This window comes from Streptomyces sp. NPDC015242, assembly GCF_043079125.1.
Lineage (GTDB): Bacteria > Actinomycetota > Actinomycetes > Streptomycetales > Streptomycetaceae > Streptomyces.
Window position 1 is genome coordinate 26,459 of record NZ_JBIBUF010000011.1, and the last position, 22,698, is coordinate 49,156.

The following is a 22,698-nucleotide window of genomic DNA, read 5'->3' on the forward strand; positions in this document are numbered from 1 at the left end:
GGTAGCCTGCGGGGGCCATGACCTCGAACGCCTCCCCACCACCCCCCGGCGGCCCGGCCGGCCGCCGGCGTGCGCTGGGGAGGGGGCCGGGGGCTCCGCAGCCCGCGCCGCCGGCTGCCGCCGAGGCGCCCGCCGGGCAGGTGCCTGCCGAGCGGGTGCCTGCCGAGCAGGTGGCGGCGGAGCAGGTGGCGGCGGAGCCCGGGCCCGGATCTCCGGCCGCCGCGCCGGCGGATCCGGCCGGGCGTGCGGACGAGGGCCGGAGGGAGCCCGCCCCGGAGCCGGAGGCCGATGGCAGGGGGCCCGTCCCGGAGCCCGGGGCGGTCGTTGCCGTGTCGGCGTCCGCCGCGGCCGGTACGGGCAGTCCCGGGGCGCCGGTCCCGCAGGCACGGACCGGTCCGGGGAGCGCCGCCCAGGCCGACGGGGCGGACGGTGGCGACGACGGCGTCTTCAAGGTCAGGCTCGCCAACTTCGAAGGGCCCTTCGACCTGCTGCTGCAGCTCATCTCGCGGCACAAGCTGGACGTCACCGAGGTCGCGCTGTCGAAGGTGACCGACGAGTTCATGGCGTACATCCGGGCCCTCGGGCCGGACTGGGACCTGGACGAGACGACCGAGTTCCTGGTCGTCGCGGCCACGCTGCTCGACCTGAAGGCGGCCCGGCTGCTGCCCGCCGCGGAGGTGGAGGACGAGGCCGACCTCGCGCTGCTTGAGGCCCGGGACCTGCTCTTCGCGCGGCTGCTGCAGTACCGCGCCTACAAGCAGGTCGCCGACATCTTCAGCGGGCGCCTGGACGACGAGGCCCGCCGCTACCCCCGCACCGTCGGGCTGGAGCCGCACCACGCCGAGCTGCTGCCCGAGGTCGTCATCAGCATCGGGGCGGAAGGATTCGCCAGGCTCGCCGTGAAGGCGATGCAGCCCAGGCCCAAGCCGCAGGTGTACGTCGACCACATCCACGCCCCGCTGGTCAGCGTGCAGGAGCAGGCGGGGATCGTGGTGGCCCGGCTGCGGGAACTCGGCGAGGCCGACTTCCGGACGCTCGTGGCCGACACCGACGACACCCTGACCGTCGTCGCCCGGTTCCTCGCCCTGCTGGAGCTGTACCGCGAGAAGGCCGTGGCGCTGGAGCAGGAGGCCGCGCTCGGGGACCTGCTCGTGCGGTGGACCGGCGGGGACGGCGACGCGACACCGACCGTCACCGACGAGTTCGACCGGCCGCCCGAGCCGCCGAAGGAGGAGAAGAACGCGTGAGCCGACCAGCCACCGAGACCCCCGCCGGGCTGCGCGACGTCGCCGGCCTCGACCTCAAGCCCGCCCTGGAGGCCGTCCTCATGGTCGTGGACGAACCCGCGACCGAGGAGCACCTCGCGAAGATCCTCGAGCGGCCGAAGCGGCAGATCGCCGACGCGCTGCGGGAGCTCGCCGACGAGTACACCGTGCAGGGCCGCGGCTTCGAGCTGCGGTTCGTCGCGGGCGGCTGGCGGTTCTACACCCGGGCCGCCTACGCGCCCGCCGTCGAGCGCTTCGTACTGGACGGCCAGCAGGCCCGCCTCACCCAGGCCGCGCTGGAGACCCTGGCCGTCGTCGCCTACCGCCAGCCGGTCAGCCGCAGCCGCGTCTCGGCCGTGCGCGGAGTGAACTGCGACGGCGTCATGCGCACCCTCCTGCAGCGCGGCCTGATAGAGGAGGCGGGCACGGAACCCGAAACAGGTGCGATCCTGTACAGGACGACGAACTACTTCCTGGAGCGGATGGGCCTGCGCGGTCTGGACGAGCTCCCGGAGCTCGCGCCCTTCCTCCCGGAGGCGGAGGCGATCGAGGCCGAGACCCAGGAGGGCGTACCGTCGTTCGACCCGGACGCGCCCGACGACGACGCGCCGGGCCGCCCGGTGAGCCCGGGGACCGACGACGAAGACGACCAGACGGAACTTTGATGCGAAGCAGCAGCGGCAGGAACAGCAGCGGAAACAACGGCGGGAGCCGTGGTGGCAACAGCGGCGGCCGCGGCGGGAGTGGTGGTGGTCGCGGCAACTTCCGCGGCGCCGGCAACAACCGCGACGACAAGCAGGGCAGCGGCCGTCCGAAGAAGCCGCGCCCGGAGGAGCGGCGCTACGACGTCGGCCCCGGCGCGACCAAGGACGGCCCCAAGGCCGGGCGCGGAGGGGCCGCCCGGGGCGGTGCCAAGGGCGGGCCCAGGCAGCCCCAGCGGCCGGGCCGCACGGCTCCGGCGCGCCCCCGTGAGTACGAGGCGCAGATCGAGGAGCGCAACCGCGACCGGTACGCCGGGAAGAAGGAGGTCAAGCTCCCCAAGACCTTCCCCGGCGCCGAGCAGGAGGGCGAGCGGCTGCAGAAGGTCCTCGCCCGCGCGGGCTTCGGCTCCCGGCGTGCCTGCGAGGAGCTGATCGACCAGGCCAGGGTCGAGGTCAACGGCGAGATCGTCCTGGAGCAGGGCAAGCGGGTCGACCCCGAGAAGGACGAGATCAAGGTCGACGGCCTGACCGTCGCCACCCAGCGGTACCAGTTCTTCTCGCTGAACAAGCCCGCCGGTGTCGTCTCCACGATGGAGGACCCGGAGGGCCGGCAGTGCCTCGGGGACTACGTCACCAACCGTGAGACCCGCCTCTTCCACGTCGGCCGGCTCGACACCGAGACCGAGGGCGTGATCCTGCTCACCAACCACGGCGAGCTGGCGCACCGGCTGACCCACCCGAAGTACGGCGTGAAGAAGACCTACCTCGCGCACATCGTCGGCCCGATCCCGCGCGACCTGGGCAAGAAGCTCAAGGACGGCATCCAGCTGGAGGACGGCTACGCCCGCGCCGACCACTTCCGGGTCGTCGAGCAGACCGGCAAGAACTACCTGGTCGAGGTCACCCTCCACGAGGGCCGCAAGCACATCGTGCGCCGCATGCTGGCCGAGGCCGGCTTCCCGGTCGACAAGCTGGTGCGGGTCGCCTTCGGCCCGATCACGCTGGGCGACCAGAAGTCGGGCTGGCTGCGGCGGCTGTCCAACACGGAGGTCGGGATGCTGATGCAGGAGGTCGACCTCTAGGCCTTGTGGCCACCGGCACCCCCTTTTATAGTCGTGCTGACTATTAAAGGGGGTGTTCGTCATGGACGGCTACGACAAGTACGCCCACGAACCGTTCGCCGTCACCGTCGACCTCGCCGTGTTCACCCTCCGGGACGGCGCCCTGCACGTGCTGCTCGTCGAGCGGGGGCAGGAGCCGTACGCCGGGCGCAGGGCCCTGCCCGGCGGGTTCGTGCAGCCCGACGAGTCCGCGGAGACGGCCGCCCGGCGCGAACTGGCCGAGGAGACGGGCCTGTCGGACGTCTCCGGGCTGCATCTTGAGCAGCTGCGGACCTACAGCGAGCCCGGCCGCGACCCCCGGATGCGGGTCGTGTCGGTCGCCTACGCCGCACTGCTGCCCGACGCGCCCGAGGCGCACGGCGGCAGCGACGCGGCACGGGCCGACTGGGTGCCGTACGGCACGGCGGGGCCGCTCGCCTTCGACCACGACCGCATCCTGGCCGACGCCCACGAGCGCGTCGGCGCCAAGCTGGAGTACACCTGCCTCGCCACCGCCTTCTGCCCGCCCGAGTTCACCCTCGGCGAGCTCCAGCAGGTCTACGAGGCCGTGTGGGGCACCCCGCTCGACCGGCCCAACTTCCGGCGCAAGGTCCTCGCCACCCCCGGGTTCGTCGAACCCGTGCCCGGCGCCGCGCGGCTGACCGGCGGCCGGGGCAAGCCCGCCGCGCTGTACCGCGCCGGGACCGCCACCGCCCTCCATCCGCCGCTGCTGAGACCGACCCCGGAAGGACGCCCCGCATGACCACCCTCGTCCACAAGCAGGCCGCCACCGGAGCGCTCACGGGCCTCGCCCTGGGAGACGCGCTGGGCTATCCGACCGAGTTCGACGACGTGCCGACGATCCTCGCCGAGCACGGCCCGTGGCGCGCGCTGCCCCTGCCCGAGCGCGCCCGCGTCTCGGACGACACGCAGATGACCCTGGCGCTGGGGCACGCGGTGCGCACGGCCATGGACCGGGGGCTGCTGACGCCGACCCGGCTGGCCTCCACCCTGCGCGAGGAGTTCGTCGACTGGTACCAGTCGCCGCAGAACAACCGGGCCCCCGGCCGCACCTGCATGAAGGCCTGCTCGCTGCTGAAGGACCCCTCCCGCCCCTGGCAGGACGCCAGCCAGGTCCACTCCAAGGGCTGCGGCGCCAACATGCGCGTGGCGCCCCTGGGCCTGGTCCCCGGGCTGAGCGACGAGCAGCGCGCGGGAGCCGCCCAGTTGCAGGCCGCGCTCACCCACGGGCACCCCACCGCCCTGGCCGCCTCCGACCTCACCGCGCACGCCGTGCGCCTGCTCGCACAGGGCGCCGAGCCGACCGGGCTGGTCGGGCTGCTGCGGTCGTACGCCCTGGAGAACCGCGCTCGCTACCACGAGCGCTGGCTCGGCGACCTCTGGCGGCGGGCCGGGGATCCGGGCCCCGAGCAGTACATCGCGCGCGGCTGGGACGAGTGCCTGGCGATCCTGGGCCGGCTGCACGACGCCGTACGGACCGTGTCGCCGGAGACCGACCCGTGCCTGGCCACCGGAGAGGGCTGGATCGCCGAGGAGGCGCTGGCGACGGGGCTGCTGTGCTTCCTGCTCTTCGTCGACGAGCCGGTCACGGCCCTGCGCCGGGCCGCCTGCACCGCCGGCGACTCCGACTCCATCGCCTGCCTCACCGGCGCCTTCGCCGGCGCGTACCGGGGCGCCGGCGCCTGGCCGGACGCCTGGGCCGACCGTGTCGAGTACCGCACGGACCTGCTGACCCTCGGGGCGCTCTGGGACGCCTGAGGTGTCAAACCAGGCGGATGGTGCCACCCTCCACGGTGATCTGTTCGGCCGGCAGGGGGCGCGTCGCCGGGCCCGCGGCCACTGATCCGTCCGCGATGCGGAACTTGCTGCCGTGGCACGGGCAGTCGACCGTGCCGTCGGAGACCGATCCCAGCAAGCACCGCTGGTGCGTGCAGATCGCCGAGAACGCCTTGAACTGCCCCTGCTCCGGCTGGGTCACCACGACCTTCTGGTCCTTGAAGATCTTGCCGCCGCCGACCGGGATCTCGCCCGTGGCGGCCAGCTCCCGGTCCTGGCCGGTGGGGGAGTCCGCCGCGGTGGAGCCGTCGTCGTCGCCCCCGCCGCAGGCCGCGACGAGTGCCGCCGCGCCCGTCGCGCCCGTGGCGAGGAGGACCGTGCGGCGCGTCGTCTCGTGGGTCATGTCGTCACTCCGGGGGTGAGGGGGAGGAAAGGGACTTCCCGTTCTGTCGGGTCAGAAAATACCCAAGTCCCGGCGATCCCGGCGTCTCACCGGGCGGGCGCCGCGCACCCGGTCCGCGAGGGCTGACTAGGCTGGACGGAGCTAGAGCGACACGCACGTCAGCAAGGAGCATCGCCGTGGCGGTACGAGCGGTCCGGGGCGCCGTCCAACTGGAACGGGACGAGGCCGGGCACATGGACGAGCAGGTCGGAGCCCTGCTCTCGGCCATCCTGGAGCGCAACGGCCTCGTCGCCGACGACCTCATCAGCATCTGGTTCACGGCCACGCCCGACCTGCACAGCGACTTCCCGGCGGCCGCGGCGCGGAAGCTCGGCATCGTCGACGTGCCCCTGATCTGCGCCCAGGAACTCGACGTCGCGGGCGCCATGCCGCGTGTCGTCCGCGTGCTCGCGCACATCGAGTCCGACCGGCCGCGCGCCGGGATCGCCCACGTCTACCTCGGCGCCGCGGCCGCCCTGCGCAAGGACATCGCCCAGTGAGAACCGCACTCGTCATCGGCACCGGCCTCATCGGCACGTCCGCCGCCCTCGCCCTGTCCCAGCGGGGCGTCACCGTCCACCTCGCCGACCCCGACCCGGAGCAGGCCCGTACGGCGGCCGCGCTCGGCGCCGGGACGGACGAGGCGCCCGACGGGCCCGTCGACCTGGCGATCGTCGCCGCCCCGCCCGCGTACGTCGCCGAGGTCCTCGCCGACGCCATGGGCCGCGGCGCGGCGCGCGGCTACCTCGACGTGGCCAGCGTCAAGGGCGGGCCGCGGCGCGAGCTGGAGGCGCGCGGCCTCGACCTCACGGCGTACATCGGCACGCACCCGATGTCGGGCCGGGAGAAGTCCGGGCCGCTCGCCGCGACCGGGGACCTCTTCGAGGGCCGCCCCTGGGTGCTCACCCCGACCCGGGACACCGACACCGAGGTGCTGAACCTCGCCCTGGAACTGGTGTCGCACTGCCGTGCCGTGCCGGTGGTGATGGACGCCGACGCCCACGACCGGGCCGTCGCCCTCGTCTCCCACATGCCCCACCTGGTCTCCAGCCTGGTCGCCGCGCGGCTGGAGCACGCCGAGGAGGCCGCCGTGCGGCTGTGCGGCCAGGGCATCCGGGACGTGACGAGGATCGCCGCCTCCGACCCCCGGATGTGGATCGACATCCTCTCCGCCAACCCCGGGCCGGTCGCCGACCTGCTCGGGGACGTCGCCGCGGACCTGGAGGAGACCGTGCGGGCGCTGCGGGCGCTTCAGTCGTCCGACGAGGACAAGCGGCGCGAGGGGGCCGGCGGGATCGAGGACGTGCTGCGGCGCGGCAACGCCGGGCAGATCCGGGTCCCCGGCAAGCACGGGTCCGCGCCGCGGGTCTACGAGGTCGTGGCCGTGCTCATCGACGACCAGCCGGGTCAGCTGGCCCGGATCTTCGCGGACGCGGGCATGGCCGGGGTCAACATCGAGGACGTGCGGATCGAGCACGCCACCGGACAGCAGGCCGGGCTCGTGCAGCTCATGGTGGAGCCGAAGGCCGCGCCGGTGCTGTCCGCCGCGCTGCGGGAGCGGGGCTGGGCGATCCGGCAGTAGCCCGTGCCGGTGCGTCCGGCCCGGGCGCCGCCGTCACCGACGCGCGGCCGGACGAGTGACCCGCACCCAGTAACCTTGTGCGGGGCAGTCGCGCCCTCACCCCGCCAGCCCGGTTCAGGAAGGTCCCCACAGTGGAAAGCGCCACGCCAGTGATTGTCGCCATCGACGGCCCCGCCGGCACCGGCAAGTCGAGCACGTCGAAGGCCGTGGCGGCCCAGCTCGGGCTGAGCTACCTGGACACCGGCGCCCAGTACCGGGCGATCACCTGGTGGATGGTGAACAACGGCATCGACATCGACGACCCGTCCGCGATCGCGGCGGCCGCGGGCAAGCCCGAGATCGTCTCCGGCACCGACCCGGAGGCGCCGACGATCACCGTCGACGGCGTCGACGTGGCCGGCCCGATCCGCACCCAGGAGGTCTCCTCCAAGGTCAGCGCGGTCAGCGCGGTGCCCGAGGTGCGGGCCCGGATCACCGAGCTGCAGCGTTCCATCGCGGCCTCCGCCGAGCAGGGCATCGTCGTCGAGGGCCGTGACATCGGCACGACCGTGCTGCCGGACGCCGACCTGAAGATCTTCCTCACCGCCTCCGCCGAGGCCCGCGCCGCCCGCCGCAGCGGCGAGCTGGAGGGCGCCGACGTGCAGTCCACGCGCGAGGCCCTGATCAAGCGGGACGCCGCCGACTCCAGCCGCAAGACCTCCCCGCTCGCCAAGGCGGACGACGCCGTCGAGGTGGACACCACCGAGCTCACGCTGGCCCAGGTCATCGAGTGCGTCGTCACCCTCGTCGAGGAGAAGCGGGCCGGGAAGTGACCGAGCTGCCTTCGGCGCGGGGCGCCGAGGTCGGGCGGCGCATCGGCGTCGGCCTGATGTACGGGCTGTGGAAGCCGCGCGTGCTCGGCGCCTGGAAGGTGCCCGCGAGCGGCCCGGTGATCCTCGCCGTCAACCACTCCCACAACATCGACGGCCCGATGGTCATGGGCGTGGCGCCCCGGCCGACGCACTTCCTGATCAAGAAGGAGGCGTTCGTCGGCCCGCTCGACCCCTTCCTGACCGGCATCGGCCAGCTGAAGGTGGACCGCGACACCACCGACCGCACGGCGATCACCCGCGCCCTCGGCGTCCTGGACGCCGGCGGCGTGCTCGGCATCTTCCCGGAGGGCACCCGCGGCGAGGGCGACTTCGCCTCGCTGCGCGCCGGGCTCGCGTACTTCGCGGTGCGCAGCGGCGCCCCGATCGTGCCGGTCGCCGTGCTGGGAAGTTCCGAGCGGCCCGGACGGTTGATAAAGGCGCTGCCCCCGCTGCGCTCGCGCGTGGACGTCGTCTTCGGCGAGCCCTTCGCAGCCGGCGACGGCAGCGGCCGCCGCACGCGCAAGGCACTCGACGAGGCGACCGGCCGCATACAGAAGCAGCTGGCCGCCCACCTGGAAAACGCCAGGCGCCTCACCAGGCGCTAGGCGACACTGAGTAGTGGATCAGCCCGCACCACAGCGGGCACTCCACCGACCACCACGATGAACGACGAGGTACGGACTTCATGAACGACCACATCCAGCCCGAGGGCGCGCACGAGCACGACCACGGGGCGCTCGGCGACGCCGAGTACGCGGAGTTCATGGAGCTCGCCGCGGAGGAGGGCTTCGACCTCGAGGACGTCGAGGGCGCGATCGAGGCGGCGGGCCACGGCCCGCTGCCCGTGCTCGCCGTCGTCGGCCGCCCCAATGTCGGCAAGTCGACCCTCGTGAACCGCATCATCGGGCGCCGCGAGGCCGTCGTCGAGGACAAGCCCGGCGTCACCCGCGACCGCGTCACCTACGAGGCCGAGTGGGCCGGACGCCGCTTCAAGGTCGTCGACACCGGCGGCTGGGAGCAGGACGTCCTCGGCATCGACGCCTCCGTGGCCGCCCAGGCCGAGTACGCGATCGAGGCCGCCGACGCCGTCGTGTTCGTCGTGGACGCCAAGGTCGGCGCCACCGACACCGACGAGGCCGTCGTACGGCTGCTGCGCAAGGCCGGCAAGCCGGTGGTGCTGTGCGCCAACAAGGTGGACGGCCCGAGCGGCGAGGCCGACGCGGCCTACCTGTGGTCGCTGGGCCTGGGGGAGCCCTACCCGGTCTCCGCGCTGCACGGCCGCGGCACGGGCGACATGCTCGACCAGGTCCTGGAGGTGCTGCCCGAGGCGCCCCGTGAGACGTTCGGCGGGGGCGGCATCGGCGGCCCGCGCCGCATCGCCCTGATCGGCCGCCCCAACGTCGGCAAGTCCTCCCTGCTGAACAAGGTGGCGGGCGAGGAGCGCGTCGTCGTCAACGAGCTGGCGGGCACCACTCGTGACCCGGTCGACGAGCTCATCGAACTCGGCGGTGTCACCTGGAAGTTCGTCGACACGGCGGGTATCCGCAAGCGGGTGCACCTGCAGCAGGGCGCCGACTACTACGCCTCGCTGCGCACCGCCGCCGCCGTGGAGAAGGCCGAGGTCGCGGTCATCCTGATCGACGCCTCCGAGTCCATCTCGGTGCAGGACCAGCGCATCGTCACGATGGCCGTCGAGGCGGGCCGCGCGGTCGTCCTGGCGTTCAACAAGTGGGACACCCTCGACGAGGAGCGCCGCTACTACCTGGAGCGGGAGATCGAGACGGAGCTCGGCCAGGTCGCCTGGGCGCCGCGCGTGAACGTCTCGGCCCGCACCGGGCGGCACATGGAGAAGCTGGTCCCGGCGATCGAGACGGCCCTGGCCGGCTGGGAGACCCGCGTGCCGACGGGCCGGCTGAACGCCTTCCTCGGCGAGCTGGTCGCCGCCCATCCGCACCCGGTCCGGGGCGGCAAGCAGCCGCGCATCCTGTTCGGCACGCAGGCGGGCACCAAGCCGCCGCGGTTCGTGCTGTTCGCCTCCGGCTTCATCGAGGCGGGCTACCGGCGCTTCATCGAGCGCCGCCTGCGTGAGGAGTTCGGCTTCGAGGGGACGCCGATCCACATCTCGGTGCGGGTGCGGGAGAAGCGCGGCAAGAAGAAGTAGCACGACACAGCGGTGAGGGGCGGCCCCGTCGGGGCCGCCCCTCACCGCTGTCCGGTGCTCGCTCAGACGCCTCTGCGCCGGCCCGGCGGCAGCGCGGCCGGCACGTGGTGCATCTGCGTGCCGTGCGAGCCGATGGTTCCCACGCGCTGCCACTGGGGCTGCTGACCCGCGGCGTGCCGGGCGCTCTGCGCGCCCGCGCTGTAGGCACTGTAGGAGCTGCCGTGGCCATGGCTGTACGAGCCCGTACTGTGCGGAATGTTCCCGAAGGCGGTGAAGCCCAGCTTCTCCTCGCCGCTGCGGTCGCCGGGCAGCGCGCGGAAGGACTTGACGTACTCGGCGTAGAGCGCGTCGTAGATCGGCGTGGCCGATGGGCCGCCCTGGGAGTCCTGAGCCGACCGCGCTGAGGGGATCGACGAGAAGGACTGGCGGCGGGGAACCTCGTATGCGTGCACGTATGTCCAAACGACCTCGCGGGTCAAGGGATGCGGCCCCGGTTACGGCTTTCGCGCGGACACGGGCCGCGCGGGTGACGCCCGGATCAGGTGCCGGCCAGCGGCAGGGCCGCGGCCACCAGCTTGCCGTTCGCCGCCGCCTTGTCCAGGGCGTCCCGCAGCAGGTCCTCGCGCGGCTGGCGGCCGATCGAGCCGACGGGCGCGGCGAACATCAGCACCCGCTGGTGCTTGTTGGCCGCCGCGCGCCAGCTCTCGGTGACCTGCAGCGGCTGGTGCGCCTGCCACCAGGCCACCGGCTGGCCGCCGTTGCCGCCCGGCTGGAGCACCGCGTGCAGCCGGCCCACCGCGAGCAGCACGGACCAGCCGTGCAGCACCGGAGGCACGGCGGACAGCTCGGTCAGCGGCATGAAGCCCTGCTCGATGAGCAGCGGCAGGAAGTCGTCGCCGGTGCCGGTCGTGCCGGGCCGGGCGATGGGCGCGGTCGGCTCCACCACCAGGGCCGGGTGCAACTCGCCGCCGATCAGCACGAGTCCGCTGGTCACGCCGAGCACCGCCTGCTCGGGCACCATCTTGTCGGGCTCCAGGTCGACCGTGTCGCCGGTGATGGACTTCACGGCGCCCTGCAACTGCTCCTCCGTGACCTGGACGACCTGTGAGGGCAGGCAGCCGGCGTGGGCGAAGGCGAGGACGGCGGTCTCGTCCCCGATGAACAGGACGGTGCTGGTGCGCTCCTGTTCGGAGTCGCCCGGAGTGCGGCAGGACGTGCAGTCGTAACTGCCCGGGGCGGTCTCTCCGGCGAGCAGGCGGTCGGCTTCTTCGTCGCCGATCTCGGCGCGTACCTCGTCGCTGACGTCGAGCATGCGCGGCACGGGTGGCTCCCTCGGGGATGCGGTGCGTGGCGAGGCCGGGTGGCTCCCGGCCCGTGGTCCGGGTCGGCCCCGGCTCATGAAGATGACAACGGGCGATCTGTGGCGGGAGTCACGCCCCGGAGCGAACGGAATCGAACCAACCGCCGCGCAGGGTCACCGCACGCGCGGAATCGCGCACTCAACGTCAACTGGGTTGTCTGCAGGGGGCGTTGAAGTGGTGAAGTGGGTCACAGATCATCGCGTCACTGGGTCGACAAATCCGGAAATCCGCGAATGAAGTGGGTGTCCGGAAATGGCCGTTACCCGAGGTATCGGTGAACTGGCCTGCCACGACGGGCGACCGGTTGATGCCGGACCGCCGGCGTCCTTACATTCCTCGGCCGTGTGCATCGAGCACCGCTCGGGTACGTCCGCCGGCCGCACGGGTCCCTCGGGAACCGCGCACAGCGCCACCACCGGCGGGCGGGGCGAGCGCCACCCCGCACCCCATGGTGCCGGACGGTGGCGTGCCGCCTCGGGGGACCCCGAGTGCGTCGAGAGGGAATCGCATGTCCGAATGTGCCCATAGCGCTCGCGGCAACGGCCGGAAGAACCAGGTGCGTACGACGGCGGTCCTCGCCGGGGCGGCACTCCTCGCGCCCCTCGGGCTGCTGGCCGCGACCGGGAACGCCACGGCGGCCGACAGCGGGGTGTGGGACCGCATCGCCCAGTGCGAGAGCGGCGGCAACTGGCACATCAACACCGGCAACGGCTACTACGGCGGACTCCAGTTCGCCCCCTCCACCTGGCGCGCCTACGGCGGCACGGCCTACGCGCCCACCGCCGACCGCGCCAGCAGGTCACAGCAGATCGCCGTCGCGACCCGGGTCCAGCAGGCCCAGGGATGGGGCGCCTGGCCCGTCTGCTCGGCGCGAGCGGGGGCGAGCGGCAGCGCACCCGCCGCCGGCCCGGTGAACACCCGGTCCGCACCGGAGAAGCGCGCGAAGGCGCCGGCGCGGACCGCGGCCCAGCCGGAGCGCGGCGCCGGCCACGGCGGCCACACCGTCCGCCCGGGCGACACGCTGAGCTCCGTGGCCGCCCGGCACGGCACCACCTGGCAGCGCCTCTACGCCGCCAACAGGGCCGTCATCGGCGGCGATCCCGACATGATCGTGCCCGGCCTGCGTCTCGAGTTCTGAGCCGCTGCTCCCCCTCGCCGGGACACGGGCCCCGTCCGGCCGTCCGGCCGGACGGGGCCGCGGCCTGCCGGGTCAGCGCGTGAGCTCGCCCGCCTCCCCGGCGAACACGACCGCGCCGCGGCGCAGTTCGTAGACGAGCGCGACCCGGCCGCCCCGCGCGGTCCGCTCCCGCAGAGCGGGCGGCAGCCGCTGCTCGGCGACCACCACACACGCCTCCAGCGCGGTCAGCAACTCGTACGTGCGCGCCGCCACCGCGGGCGACATGCCCTGGGCGGGCTCGTCGACCAGCACCACGCGCGCGCGTGCCAGCAGGGCCCGGGACAGGGCGAGCATGCGCTGCTCGCCGCCGGACAGGGTGCCGGCCCGCCGCTCCAGCAGGGGGCGCAGCTGGGGATAGGCGTCGAGAGCAGTGCCGTGGTCGGGGGCGGCCAGGTCGAGGTTCTCGCGGACGGTGAGCGAGCCGAACACCGCCTGCCGCTCGGGGACCAGGCACATCCCGCGCCGGGCCCGCTCGAACGCCGGCATCCGTGTCACGTCGGTGCCGTCCCACACCACCGCGCCGTCCGCCAGGGGCACCGTCCCGGCCAGGGCACGCAGCGCGGTCGTCCGGCCGGAGCCGTTGCGGCCCAGCAGCACGGTCAGACCCGGGCCCGGGGCGGCGAGGGTGACCCCGTGCAGGGCCTCCAGGGGGCCGTAGCGCACGCGCGCCTGGCGCAGGGAGACGGTGGTCACCGGCCGGCCCCCGTCCCCAGGGCGTCCAGCACGCGCCCGGGCGGGCCCGAGGCGACGATCCGGCCCGCGGTCATCACATGGACGACATCGGCGAGATCCGCGACCAGGTCCAGGTCGTGCTCGACGACGAGCAGGGCCGTCCCGTCGGCGGCCAGGGCCCTCAGCACCCGGGTCAGGGCGTTCACCTCGGCGGTGTCCAGGCCCGCGGCCGGCTCGTCGAGCAGCAGCACGCGGGGGCCGCCCGCGAGGACCCGGGCGAGTTCGACGCGGCGCAGCGTCCCGGTGGGCAGCCCGGCGGCGGGCCGTGCCCGCACCGGCCCGTCCAGCCCGAGCAGCCTCAGGGTCCGTTCCACGGCGCCCGGATCGGCCACCCGGCCCTGCTCGGCGCCGACCCGGACGTTCTCGGCCACCGTCAGCGTGGGGAAGACGGCCAGCTGCTGGAACGTCCGTGCGACACCGAGCCGGGTGCGGGCGTGGGCCGGAAGTGCGGTGATGTCCCGCCCTCCCAGGGCCACCGCCCCGCGCGTGGGGCGCAGGGTCCCGGCCAGGCAGTGGAACAGGGTGCTCTTCCCGGCTCCGTTGGGACCGACGACCGCGGTGACCCGCCCGGGGAAGAGGTCCAGATCGACTCCGTCGAGGGCGGTGAAGCCGCCGTAGCGCGCGTGCAGCCGGCGGGCGGTGAGCAGGGGGGAGGCGGGGAGGGGCGGCCGGGCGGTGCGCACGGGCGAGGGCGGGGACGGGGCCTCGGGGGGCCCGGGCGGTGTCCCGGCCGTCCCGGCGTGCCCCGGGTCCCGCGCCGCACGCGACACTCCTGTCGCTCCGGAGGGCAGCGGGGTTCCGCGGGGCCGCACCGGTTCCGCGGAACCCCGCTGGAGCCGCTCGCGCGCCCCGGCCCCGACCGGCGTCAGCACCGGGGCACGCCGCAGGCGCAGGCGCTGCGCAGCCGTGCGCAGCGCCTCGTCCGGGCCCCCGGGGAAGCGGCCCACGAGGATGGCCAGGACACCGATCAGGGCCGCCGCGACCCCACCGCGGGCGCCCGCGTCCAGGCCGACCAGCAGAGCCGCGCCGGCGAGCGCGCCCAGGGTGCTGTCGGCGCCCAGCACCACCACCGCCGCGAACCACAGCAGACCCCGCACCGGGTCGTACGCCGCCGCGTCGAAGGCCCGCAGGCCCATGCCGAGCATGCCGCCGCCCAGCGCGGCGAGCGCGGCGCCCGCCACGAAGGCCAGCAGTTTCAGGGACGGCACCCGCACGCCCGCCGCCTGCGCTCCCGCCTCGTGGTCCCGCACGGCAGCCAGCGCCCGGCCCGTCCGCCCCCGGCGCAGCCCGTGCGCCGCCAGCAGCGCGACCGCCAGCAGGAGCAGTTCCAGGACGTAGTAGGCCCGGTCCCCCTCGAAACCCGCCGGGCGGCCCAGCGTCAGGCCCGACGTGGCGTACGGCTGGGCGAAGACGAAGCGGCTCACCCCCACGCCGACGGCGAAGGTCGCCAGTGCCAGCGCCAGGCCCCGGCGGCCGATCGCCGGCCAGCCGGTGAGCAGGCCCAGCGGCGCCACCAGGACGACCGCCACCGCGAGGGCCGCCAGCTCCGGCAGGCGCGGCAGCCCGGGGAAGCGGCCGGCCGCCAGCAGGGCGGTGAACAGCGCGCCCAGACCCGCGTACGCCGCCTGCCCCAGGGAGATCTGGCCGCCGCGCCCGGTCACCACCACCAGGGACAGCAGGATCACGGCCAGCGCCGGCACCTGCACCGAGGTGTGCAGGTCGCGGCCGGCCAGACCCAGCGGCAGCAGGAACAGCACGCCCGCGACGATCCACGCGCCGGGCGGCGCCGGTACCCGCGCGCCCGCCGGGCGCGGCAGCGCGTCCCTGGCCCCGACGCCGGGCAGCACCAGCGCCGCGACCAGCAGCGCGACGACGAACAGGTTGGTGCCGGCCGCCTGGAGCAGCGGCCCGGCCCAGCCCGGCGGGTGCAGGCGCGTCAGCTGGCTCTGCGCCACCCCGATGCCCAGCGCCGCGACCACCGCCACCGGCAGGCTCCGCATCCGCGCGGCCACCGCCACCGCCACGACCTCCGTCACGAGCAGCGGCAGCCCGTACGGATCGAGCCGCACGTACGGGGCGAGCAGCACACCGGTCAGACCGGCCGTGAAGGAGCCGAACGCCCAGCCCGCCGCCGCGACCCGGTCCGCGTCGATGCCGCCCAGCGCGGCGAGCCGCCGGTCGTCGACCACCGCCCGCAGCTCCCGCCCGAACCGCGTCCGGCGCACCACCACGGCGACCCCGGCGGCGAGCACCAGCACCACCGTCAGCTGCCCCCACGGCTCGTCCGGTACCAGCTCCGGCGCGTCGTCCCTGGCGCCCTGCCCCCACAGCAGCGCCGCCCCGCCCACCAGCAGCACGAACACCCCGAGGGACGCCACCAGCGTCCGCGCCGGGTCCGAGCCCAGGACCGACAGGGGCCGGAAGACGAACCGTTCCAGCACCACTCCCAGCCCCGGCGCCAGCACCAGCAGGGTCACCGCGGCCCCGAGCCACAGCGGCCAGCCCCACTCGACCACGCACTGGCGCAGCGCGTACGCGCACACCATCGCGATGGCGCCGTGCGCGAGGTTGAGCACCCCGGTCGCCCGGTACGTCACGATCAGGCCGATCCCGGTGAGCGCCGCCGCGCTGCCGACCGAGAGGCCGGCCAGGGTCAGGTCGTACGTCAGCGAGGACATCAGTCGGTTTCTTCGGCCGGATCGCAGATCGGGCAGGGGCTCAGCTCACCGCTCGCGAGCAGCTCGGAGTCCACCGGCACCGCCTCGGCCTTCCCCGCGACCAGCGGGCAGTCCGCCCGGTGCCACAGCGTGCCGCCCGGCACCATCAGCAGCTCACCGCTGACCGCGAGCGGCCCGGACACCGGCCGTCCGCTCCCGGCCCCCTCGGGTTCCTCGCCGGGCCCGGCCGCCACCAGCAGGCCGTACAGCTCCTCCACGCGCGCGGCGGCGATCGTGCTCCGGCCGTGGGCCAGCAGCACCGCCCCGGCCACGATCAGCGCGGCGCCGGGCACCGTGCAGGAGGCCAGGTAGGGCAGCTGCCGTTCGGCGTGGCGCTCGCCGGAGATCCCGTACCAGCCGACCACGCACAGCACCGCGCCGGCGGCCAGCGCGGCCCAGCCGGCCCACAGGACGGGGTGCACGGTGCGCAGTCGGCTCGTCCGCATCACTCGGATCACTGGCTCCCACACGTCGGTGACGGCTGTGCGCGTGTCTGGCTGCCTGGTCAAGTACGCCGATCGCTTGCACTATGCCCTGTGGAAGCCGACCCTGAAAGCACCGGGCGCACATGGCCCGGACCGACACCCGGTGGTGAGCCAGATGGTTCTCGGCAGCGACCTCGAGCGGGGGAACGCGACGGGGGGTCCGCGCACGGCGGGACGGGGCACGGCGGTCGCTGCCGCCCTGGTCCTGGCGCTCGTCCCGGCCCTGGCGGCCTGCAGCGACGACGACGGCGGAGGCAGCGGGTCCACGCCCCCCACACCCACGGCGGAGCGGACCACCAGCGCCCCGGCCACCGCGCCGGCCGACCGGGCCGCGGCGGAAGCGGAGATCAAGCAGAACTGGCAGACGTTCTTCGACCCGAAGACCTCGACGGAGGACAAGCAGGCCGTCCTGGAGAACGGCGACCGGATGGGTCCGGTGCTGCGGGCCTTCAGCGGCGACGAGCGCGGCGGGCAGGTCCAGGCGCGGGTCACCAAGGTCGAGTTCACCTCGGCGACCGAGGCGACCGTGACGTACACGCTCACCCTGAAGGGCGCCACCGCCCTGCCGGACGCCTCCGGCACGGCCGTCGAGCAGCAGGGCACCTGGAAGGTGTCCGTCAAGACCCTGTGCTCGCTGGTCCAGATGAGCGGCAATGGGTCGCCCGTCCCGGGCTGCTGAGGCGATCGTCGCCGTACTGCTCCTCGCGCTGAGCGCGGCCTGCGGCAGCCGCCTCCCGGAGAGCGACTTCACGCGCGGCGCCCGCACGCCCGCGCCGGCCCGCGAGGCCGCGCCGCTGAAGGTCGGCATCGTCACCAGCGCCACCAGCCCGGTCGGCGGCAGCGCCTTCACCGGCCCGCGCGACGGGGCCAGGGCCTACTTCGACCGGCTCAACGCGCGCGGCGGCATCGACGGGCGCCGGGTCGAGGTGCGCCTGTGCGACGACGGCGGCAGCGGCGTCGGCAACCTCGAGTGCGTCGACAAGCTCGTCGAGCAGGAGAAGGTCGTCGCGCTGGTCGCCACCACCGCCCTCGACTACGCGGGCGCCTCCCGTGTCTCCCGCGCGCGGGTGCCCGACATCGGCGGCCAGCCCATCGGCGCCGCCTACGACACCTACCCCCATCTCTACGGCATCTACGGCAGCCTCGCGCCCCGCGACGGCACCCCGGGCTGGGGCGGCGAGCTGTACGGCGGCACCGAGGTCTACCGCTACTTCCAGCGCGAGCACGGCGCCCGCACCGCCGCCGTCGTCTCCTACAACCAGTCCGCCTCCGCCGCCTACGCCCGGCTCGTCGAGCGGGGCCTGCGCGCCGAGGGCTACCGGGTCGTCACCGAGCAGGTCGACTTCGCCCTGCCCAACTTCCGCGCCGTCGCGGCCGATCTGAAGGAACAGGGCGCCGACCTGGTGTTCGACGCCCTCGACGGACACGGCAACGCCCGCTTGTGCCGGGCCATGGACGAGGTCGGCGCCCACGTCACCGCCAAGGTGACCAACGTGCAGAACTGGACGTCCACCGTCCCCGACGCCTACGAGGACGCCCCGCGCTGCCGCAACGCCCTCTGGGCGACCGGCGCCAGCCGCAACTTCGAGGACACCGGCCACCCGGCCGTACGGGAGTTCCGCGAGGCGACGAAGGACCTGAAGACGCACTCGCAGTGGCAGCTGGAGGGGTGGGCGGCCGCGCGCTGGTTCACCGACGCCGCGCGGTCCTGCGCGCGGACGGGCATCACGCGCGCGTGCCTCGACGCCTGGATGGACCACAGCCGGGGCTACACCGCCGGCGGGCTGCTGCTCCCCGTCGGCTTCGCCCGGCTGCCCGACCCGCCGCGAACCAGGGACACCTGCCTGTCGGTGGCCCGCTGGCGCGACGGGCGGGGCTGGGTGAGCCAGGGCGACATGAACCGCACCTGCTTCACCGTCCCCCAACTGGCCTACTCGCCTTGAGGACAGTGACTGTCCGCAAGGGCTGGCAGACTCGGCCCCATGTTGGAGACCTCGGCACGCCTGCTGCGTCTGCTGTCCCTGCTCCAGGCCCACCGCGAGTGGTCCGGTGCCGACCTGGCCGGCCGGCTCGGCGTCAGCGCCCGCACCCTGCGCCGGGACGTCGACCGGCTGCGCGAGCTCGGCTACCCGGTCAACGCCAGCCCCGGCACCGGCGGCGGCTACCAGCTCGGCGCCGGCGCCCAGCTGCCGCCGCTGCTCCTCGACGACGACGAGGCCGTCGCCGTGGCGGTCGGGCTGCGCACCGCCGCCGGACAGGGCATCGAGGGCATCGGCGAGACCTCGGTACGGGCCCTGGCCAAACTGGAGCAGGTGCTGCCCGACCGGCTGCGCCGCCGCGTGGGCGCCCTCAACGCCGTCACCGTGCCCATGCTCCGCAGCTCGCTGCCCTCCTCCGTCGACCCGGCCGTGCTGACCGAACTCGCCCACCTGTGCCGGGACGCCGAACGGCTCCGCTTCGCCTACCGGGGCCACGACGGCACCGAGTCGCGCCGCAGCGTCGAACCGCACCGGCTGGTGTGCACCGAGCGCCGCTGGTACCTGGTCGCCTGGGACCTGGACCGGGAGGACTGGCGCACCTTCCGCGTCGACCGCATCACCCCCAAGCCCCCGCACGGCCCGCGCTTCGTCCCGCGCGACCCGCCCGCCGAGGACCTGGCCGCCTACGTCTCCCAGGGCGTCTCCACGCGGGTGTACGCCACCCACGCCGTCGTCCGGGTGCTGGCACCCCTGGAGGAGGCCGCCGCGCACATCTCGCCCTCCGCCGGAGTGCTGGAGGCCGAGGGCCCGGACACCTGCCTGCTGCGCTGCGGGGCCGGCAGCCTCGACGTGATGGTCATCCACGTCGTCATGCTGGGCTTCGAGTTCGAGGTGGTGGAGCCGGCCGAGCTGGTCGACGCGGTCAGGAGGACTCGTGACCGGCTTGATGGCGCTCTGGCTCGGGCTGCGCAGTCACCGCCGCGTACTGCGGATGGTGCAGGTCGAAGGCCGGCGACTCCGAGCGGATCCGGGGCAGCGTCGTGAAGTTGTGCCGCGGCGGCGGGCAGGAGGTCGCCCACTCCAGGGAGCGGCCGAAGCCCCAGGGGTCGTCGACCTCGACCCGCTCGCCGTACCTGGCCGTCTTCCAGACGTTGTAGAGGAACGGCAGAGTCGACGCGCCGAGCAGGAACGCGCCGATCGTCGACACCGTGTTGAGCGCTGTGAAGCCGTCCGCCGCGAGGTAGTCGGCGTACCGGCGGGGCATGCCCTCGGCGCCCAGCCAGTGCTGCACCAGGAACGTGGTGTGGAAGCCGGTGAACAGCGTCCAGAAGTGGATCTTGCCGAGCCGCTCGTCGAGCAGCTTCCCGGTGAACTTGGGCCACCAGAAGTAGAACCCCGCGAAGATCGCGAAGACGACCGTGCCGAAGACCACGTAGTGGAAGTGCGCGACCACGAAGTACGTGTCCGTCACGTGGAAGTCCAGCGGCGGCGACGCCAGGATCACCCCGGTCAGCCCGCCGAACAGGAACGTCACCAGGAAGCCCGTCGCCCACAGCATCGGCGTCTCGAACGACAGCGAGCCCTTCAGCATGGTGCCGGTCCAGTTGAAGATCTTCACGCCCGTCGGCACCGCGATGAGGAAGCTCATGAAGGAGAAGAACGGCAGCAGCACCGCGCCGGTCGCGAACATGTGGTGCGCCCACACGATCATCGACAGGCCGGTGATCGCCATGGTCGCCCCGACCAGCGTCAGATAGCCGAACAGCGGCTTGCGGCTGAAGACCGGGATGATCTCCGTGATGATGCCGAAGAACGGCAGCGCGATGATGTACACCTCGGGATGGCCGAAGAACCAGAACAGGTGCTGCCACAGGATCGCCCCGCCGTTGGCCGCGTCGAAGACCTGCGAGCCGAACCGCCGGTCCGCCTCCAGCACCAGCAGCGCCGCCGCCAGCACCGGGAACGCCATCAGGATCAGGATCGACGTGAAGAGCGTGTTCCAGGTGAAGATCGGCATCCGGAACATCGTCATGCCCGGGGCGCGCATCCCGATGATCGTGGTGATGAAGTTGACCGCGCCGAGGATCGTGCCGAAGCCCGACAGCGCCAGCCCCATGATCCACAGGTCGGCCCCGATGCCCGGTGTGCGCTCCGCGCTGTTGAGCGGGGCGTAGGCGGTCCAGCCGAAGTCCGCCGGCCCCGAGGGCACCAGCAGGGAGCCGAGCACGATCAGCCCGCCGAACAGGAACAGCCAGTACGAGAACATGTTCAGCCGCGGGAAGGCGACGTCGGGCGCGCCGATCTGCAACGGCATCAGCTCGTTCGCGAACCCCGCGAAGGTCGGGGTGGCGAACAGCAGCAGCATGATCGTGCCGTGCATGGTGAACAGCTGGTTGAACTGCTGGTTGTCGATGACCTGAAGCCCCGGGCGGGCCAGTTCGGCTCGCATCAGCAGCGCCATCACACCGGCGACCAGGAAGAACCCGAACGCCGTGATCAGGTAGAGGTGGCCGATCTTCTTGTGGTCGGTGGTCGTGAGCCAGTCGACCACCACCCGGCCGTGCCGCGTCCGCTGCTCGGGCGGCACCGTCGCCTGTACGGTCTGTGTCCCCATCGCTCGCTCGCCCCTTCGCTCCTCGCGTGCCGGGCCCGCCACAGCCCGCGCCTCACCTACCCGCGAGCCCTGCCATGATGCTCGCGCCCACGCCTGCCCCGACAGGGGGCGTACCGGTCTCTGCCGGGCCGGAGCGAGGCAATTCCCGTACGGCGGCGGCCGTGCCGGACCGGTCCTGCGGGGTAATGCGAGCAGGCAACGGGATCCCCTTCTTCCGGCCCTTTGCACCGGGCCTTTCCATCAGCTCACCGCACGCGCGGTAATTACGGCGGAATGCCTGCGGAAGGCCCAACGAACCGCTCGTCCGTGTGATCCGCGGCCTACGAAACGCCTGTCGTGATCTTGTGACAGAAGCGTGACCGGGCGCGGACAGTGACCACCGGTGCGGGCCCGGCCTTCCGCGCCCGGCGGGCAGGACATAGCGTGGCGGCATGGCACCGACACCTTCCGCGGAACCCGACGACACCCCGGACGCCTACGTCGGCCTGGACGCCGACCGGGCCGAACGCCTCGCGCGCGAGCGCGGCTGGCCCACGGTGCGGTCCCTGCCGCCGGGGGCGATCATCACCATGGAGTACCGGACGGGCAGGCTGAACTTCGAGGTCAAGGGCGGCCGGGTCGCCCGGGCCTGGAAGGGCTGAGACCGGCGAAGGCCCCGGTTCACGCGGAACCGGGGCCTTCGCGCTGTCTGCCGGGGCGTGTGCCGCGCTCAGCCGCCCGTCAGGGGGCGGGCCGAGGAGGCGGAGCCGCGCGGATGCCGCTCCGGGTGGGGCGGCCGGCGGCTGCCGGCCGGGGTCGTGGGCGTGCGCTCCGAGCGGGCCGTGTGCGGGCCCGGCGCCAGATAGACCGGGGCCCGGGAGGAGCGGGCGGGTACGTCGTCCAGGTCGACGGGCAGCGGCGTGACCACCACGGGCGGCGCGCTGACCGGGGCGGTCGCGGTCCGGCCGCGGCGGTCCCGCAGGCGGTCGCGCAGATCGAGGATCCTGGCCTCGGAACGGGCGATCAGCGGCTCGAACCAGGGCAGCGCCAGCAGGATCAGCAGGCCCGCCGCCCACCCGAGGAGCACATCGCTCAGCCAGTGCGTACCGAGGTAGACGGTGGCCATGCCGACCCCGAGGGACGTCACGGCGGAGACGGCCGACAGCCAGCGGCGCGCTCGCGGGGTGGAGGCCATGTAGGCCAGGATTCCCCAGGTCACCACGGCGTTGGCGGTGTGACCGCTCGGAAATATATCGCCGCCGCGCCACATCTCGTTGGAGCCGATCACGGTCGCGTAGTGCGGGCCGAGGCGGCCCATGCCGTACTTCGCGGCCCCGACCGTGACGTTCAGCAGCAGCAGGGAGACGCCGAGCGCGAGCAGCGGGCGAAGGGTGTGCTGCCGCCAGGAGCGCCAGCCGAGCCAGGCCGCGACCATCACGGCGGTCGGGCCGCGCTGGCCGAGCACCACGTAGTAGTCGACGAACCAGTGGATCTCCGACCACTGCTGGTACGGCCGGAAGAACATCACCTGCCAGTCGAGCCGCACCAGCCAGGACGTGATCACCACGGCCCACACGATGGCGCCGTAGAAGGCGAGCGTCGCCGCGAGGAGCACCACGCGGTGTCTGCTCATCTTCGGCACATCGATGTGGGCCGGTCGTTCCGGCTCACGGTCCAGCCGGGCGAACACCCGGTCCAGACGGGTGAGCTTCGGTTCGGTACGCACCCAATCGACGTTACAGCGAGTGAGCTCGG

General features: G+C 73.7%; 22 protein-coding genes and 1 pseudogene. 15 read left to right on the forward strand and 8 right to left on the reverse strand.

From position 1 onward, the window contains the following. The first annotated feature begins 17 nt into the window (after positions 1 to 17). The 5 genes from ACF07N_RS31565 to ACF07N_RS31585 all read left to right on the forward strand — a co-directional run bounded on the left by ACF07N_RS31565 (position 18) and on the right by ACF07N_RS31585 (position 4,845). Positions 18 to 1,247: a segregation and condensation protein A gene (locus ACF07N_RS31565; RefSeq protein WP_392119577.1), complete on the forward strand. Its 1,230-nt coding sequence runs from the start codon at positions 18 to 20 to the stop codon at positions 1,245 to 1,247. Next, entirely contained in the window at positions 1,244 to 1,930 is a 687-nt protein-coding gene (scpB, locus tag ACF07N_RS31570; protein ID WP_392119580.1) for an SMC-Scp complex subunit ScpB, read from the forward strand. The genes ACF07N_RS31565 and scpB overlap by 4 nt, the downstream gene beginning before the upstream one ends. Beyond that, positions 1,930 to 3,048, forward strand: coding sequence for a pseudouridine synthase (locus ACF07N_RS31575; protein ID WP_383333839.1), 1,119 nt, complete (start codon positions 1,930 to 1,932; stop codon positions 3,046 to 3,048). Before scpB ends, ACF07N_RS31575 begins: the two co-directional genes overlap by 1 nt. Before the next feature lie 61 nt (positions 3,049 to 3,109). After that, positions 3,110 to 3,829, forward strand: coding sequence for an NUDIX domain-containing protein (locus ACF07N_RS31580; protein ID WP_383349643.1), 720 nt, complete (start codon positions 3,110 to 3,112; stop codon positions 3,827 to 3,829). Then, positions 3,826 to 4,845 (forward strand): ADP-ribosylglycohydrolase family protein, encoded by a 1,020-nt coding sequence (locus ACF07N_RS31585; RefSeq protein WP_383333835.1) that lies wholly within the window; start codon positions 3,826 to 3,828, stop codon positions 4,843 to 4,845. Before ACF07N_RS31580 ends, ACF07N_RS31585 begins: the two co-directional genes overlap by 4 nt. 4 nt (positions 4,846 to 4,849) lie before the next feature. Here ACF07N_RS31585 and ACF07N_RS31590 read toward each other — a convergent pair whose 3' ends face one another. Beyond that, positions 4,850 to 5,266 carry a Rieske (2Fe-2S) protein gene (locus tag ACF07N_RS31590; protein WP_383333833.1) on the reverse strand — a complete coding sequence of 139 codons (417 nt, stop codon included), beginning with the start codon at positions 5,264 to 5,266 and terminating at the stop codon, positions 4,850 to 4,852. A gap of 176 nt (positions 5,267 to 5,442) precedes the next feature. Between ACF07N_RS31590 and aroH the strand changes: the two genes are divergently transcribed. From aroH to der, 5 genes are all read left to right on the forward strand, one after another. Beyond that, entirely contained in the window at positions 5,443 to 5,805 is a 363-nt protein-coding gene (gene aroH / locus ACF07N_RS31595; protein WP_383333831.1) for a chorismate mutase, read from the forward strand. Next, positions 5,802 to 6,887 (forward strand): prephenate dehydrogenase, encoded by a 1,086-nt coding sequence (locus ACF07N_RS31600; RefSeq protein WP_392119586.1) that lies wholly within the window; start codon positions 5,802 to 5,804, stop codon positions 6,885 to 6,887. Before aroH ends, ACF07N_RS31600 begins: the two co-directional genes overlap by 4 nt. A gap of 149 nt (positions 6,888 to 7,036) precedes the next feature. Beyond that, complete coding sequence (cmk, locus tag ACF07N_RS31605; protein WP_383349637.1) at positions 7,037 to 7,699, forward strand: (d)CMP kinase; 663 nt, start codon at positions 7,037 to 7,039, stop codon at positions 7,697 to 7,699. Continuing rightward, positions 7,696 to 8,343 (forward strand): lysophospholipid acyltransferase family protein, encoded by a 648-nt coding sequence (locus ACF07N_RS31610; protein WP_392119589.1) that lies wholly within the window; start codon positions 7,696 to 7,698, stop codon positions 8,341 to 8,343. The genes cmk and ACF07N_RS31610 overlap by 4 nt, the downstream gene beginning before the upstream one ends. 80 nt (positions 8,344 to 8,423) lie before the next feature. Next, complete coding sequence (gene der, locus ACF07N_RS31615; RefSeq protein WP_383333823.1) at positions 8,424 to 9,899, forward strand: ribosome biogenesis GTPase Der; 1,476 nt, start codon at positions 8,424 to 8,426, stop codon at positions 9,897 to 9,899. A 62-nt stretch (positions 9,900 to 9,961) separates the two neighbouring features. Here the strand turns inward: der and ACF07N_RS31620 are convergent, their stop codons facing one another. Continuing rightward, positions 9,962 to 10,351, reverse strand: a complete 390-nt coding sequence (locus ACF07N_RS31620) for a hypothetical protein (protein WP_392119593.1) — start codon at positions 10,349 to 10,351, stop codon at positions 9,962 to 9,964. Between the two features lie 86 nt (positions 10,352 to 10,437). Further along, complete coding sequence (locus tag ACF07N_RS31625) at positions 10,438 to 11,220, reverse strand: hypothetical protein (protein WP_392119596.1); 783 nt, start codon at positions 11,218 to 11,220, stop codon at positions 10,438 to 10,440. Positions 11,221 to 11,768: 548 nt separating this feature from the next. On the opposite strand from ACF07N_RS31625, the gene ACF07N_RS31630 reads away from it, so the two are divergent. Then, positions 11,769 to 12,398 carry a transglycosylase family protein gene (locus tag ACF07N_RS31630; RefSeq protein ID WP_392119599.1) on the forward strand — a complete coding sequence of 210 codons (630 nt, stop codon included), beginning with the start codon at positions 11,769 to 11,771 and terminating at the stop codon, positions 12,396 to 12,398. A 72-nt stretch (positions 12,399 to 12,470) separates the two neighbouring features. Here the strand turns inward: ACF07N_RS31630 and ACF07N_RS31635 are convergent, their stop codons facing one another. The 3 genes from ACF07N_RS31635 to ACF07N_RS31645 are packed head-to-tail and all read right to left on the reverse strand — an operon-like array spanning position 12,471 to position 16,332. Next, on the reverse strand, positions 12,471 to 13,130 hold the full coding sequence (locus tag ACF07N_RS31635) for an ATP-binding cassette domain-containing protein (protein WP_392119602.1): 660 nt from the start codon (positions 13,128 to 13,130) through the stop codon (positions 12,471 to 12,473). After that, positions 13,127 to 15,847: an ATP-binding cassette domain-containing protein gene (locus ACF07N_RS31640; protein ID WP_392119605.1), complete on the reverse strand. Its 2,721-nt coding sequence runs from the start codon at positions 15,845 to 15,847 to the stop codon at positions 13,127 to 13,129. The genes ACF07N_RS31635 and ACF07N_RS31640 overlap by 4 nt, the downstream gene beginning before the upstream one ends. Next, entirely contained in the window at positions 15,847 to 16,332 is a 486-nt protein-coding gene (locus tag ACF07N_RS31645; RefSeq protein ID WP_392119608.1) for a hypothetical protein, read from the reverse strand. The genes ACF07N_RS31640 and ACF07N_RS31645 overlap by 1 nt, the downstream gene beginning before the upstream one ends. 154 nt (positions 16,333 to 16,486) lie before the next feature. On the opposite strand from ACF07N_RS31645, the gene ACF07N_RS31650 reads away from it, so the two are divergent. Genes ACF07N_RS31650 through ACF07N_RS31660 form a run of 3 tightly spaced genes read left to right on the forward strand, consistent with a single transcriptional unit; the run spans position 16,487 to position 19,394 of the window. Then, a complete protein-coding gene (locus tag ACF07N_RS31650; RefSeq protein WP_392119611.1) occupies positions 16,487 to 17,050 on the forward strand; it encodes a hypothetical protein in 564 nt (187 codons plus the stop codon). Next, entirely contained in the window at positions 17,025 to 18,314 is a 1,290-nt protein-coding gene (locus ACF07N_RS31655) for an ABC transporter substrate-binding protein (RefSeq protein WP_392119613.1), read from the forward strand. Before ACF07N_RS31650 ends, ACF07N_RS31655 begins: the two co-directional genes overlap by 26 nt. 39 nt (positions 18,315 to 18,353) lie before the next feature. Then, entirely contained in the window at positions 18,354 to 19,394 is a 1,041-nt protein-coding gene (locus ACF07N_RS31660; protein WP_392119616.1) for a helix-turn-helix transcriptional regulator, read from the forward strand. A 43-nt stretch (positions 19,395 to 19,437) separates the two neighbouring features. Here the strand turns inward: ACF07N_RS31660 and ctaD are convergent. Beyond that, positions 19,438 to 20,964 (reverse strand): annotated as a pseudogene (gene ctaD, locus ACF07N_RS31665) (cytochrome c oxidase subunit I); the annotation flags it as partial. Positions 20,965 to 21,395: 431 nt separating this feature from the next. On the opposite strand from ctaD, the gene ACF07N_RS31670 reads away from it, so the two are divergent. Beyond that, positions 21,396 to 21,605: an I78 family peptidase inhibitor gene (locus tag ACF07N_RS31670; RefSeq protein WP_392119618.1), complete on the forward strand. Its 210-nt coding sequence runs from the start codon at positions 21,396 to 21,398 to the stop codon at positions 21,603 to 21,605. 68 nt (positions 21,606 to 21,673) lie between these two features. Here the strand turns inward: ACF07N_RS31670 and ACF07N_RS31675 are convergent, their stop codons facing one another. Next, positions 21,674 to 22,669 (reverse strand): phosphatase PAP2 family protein, encoded by a 996-nt coding sequence (locus ACF07N_RS31675; RefSeq protein WP_392119621.1) that lies wholly within the window; start codon positions 22,667 to 22,669, stop codon positions 21,674 to 21,676. Positions 22,670 to 22,698 lie beyond the last annotated feature (29 nt).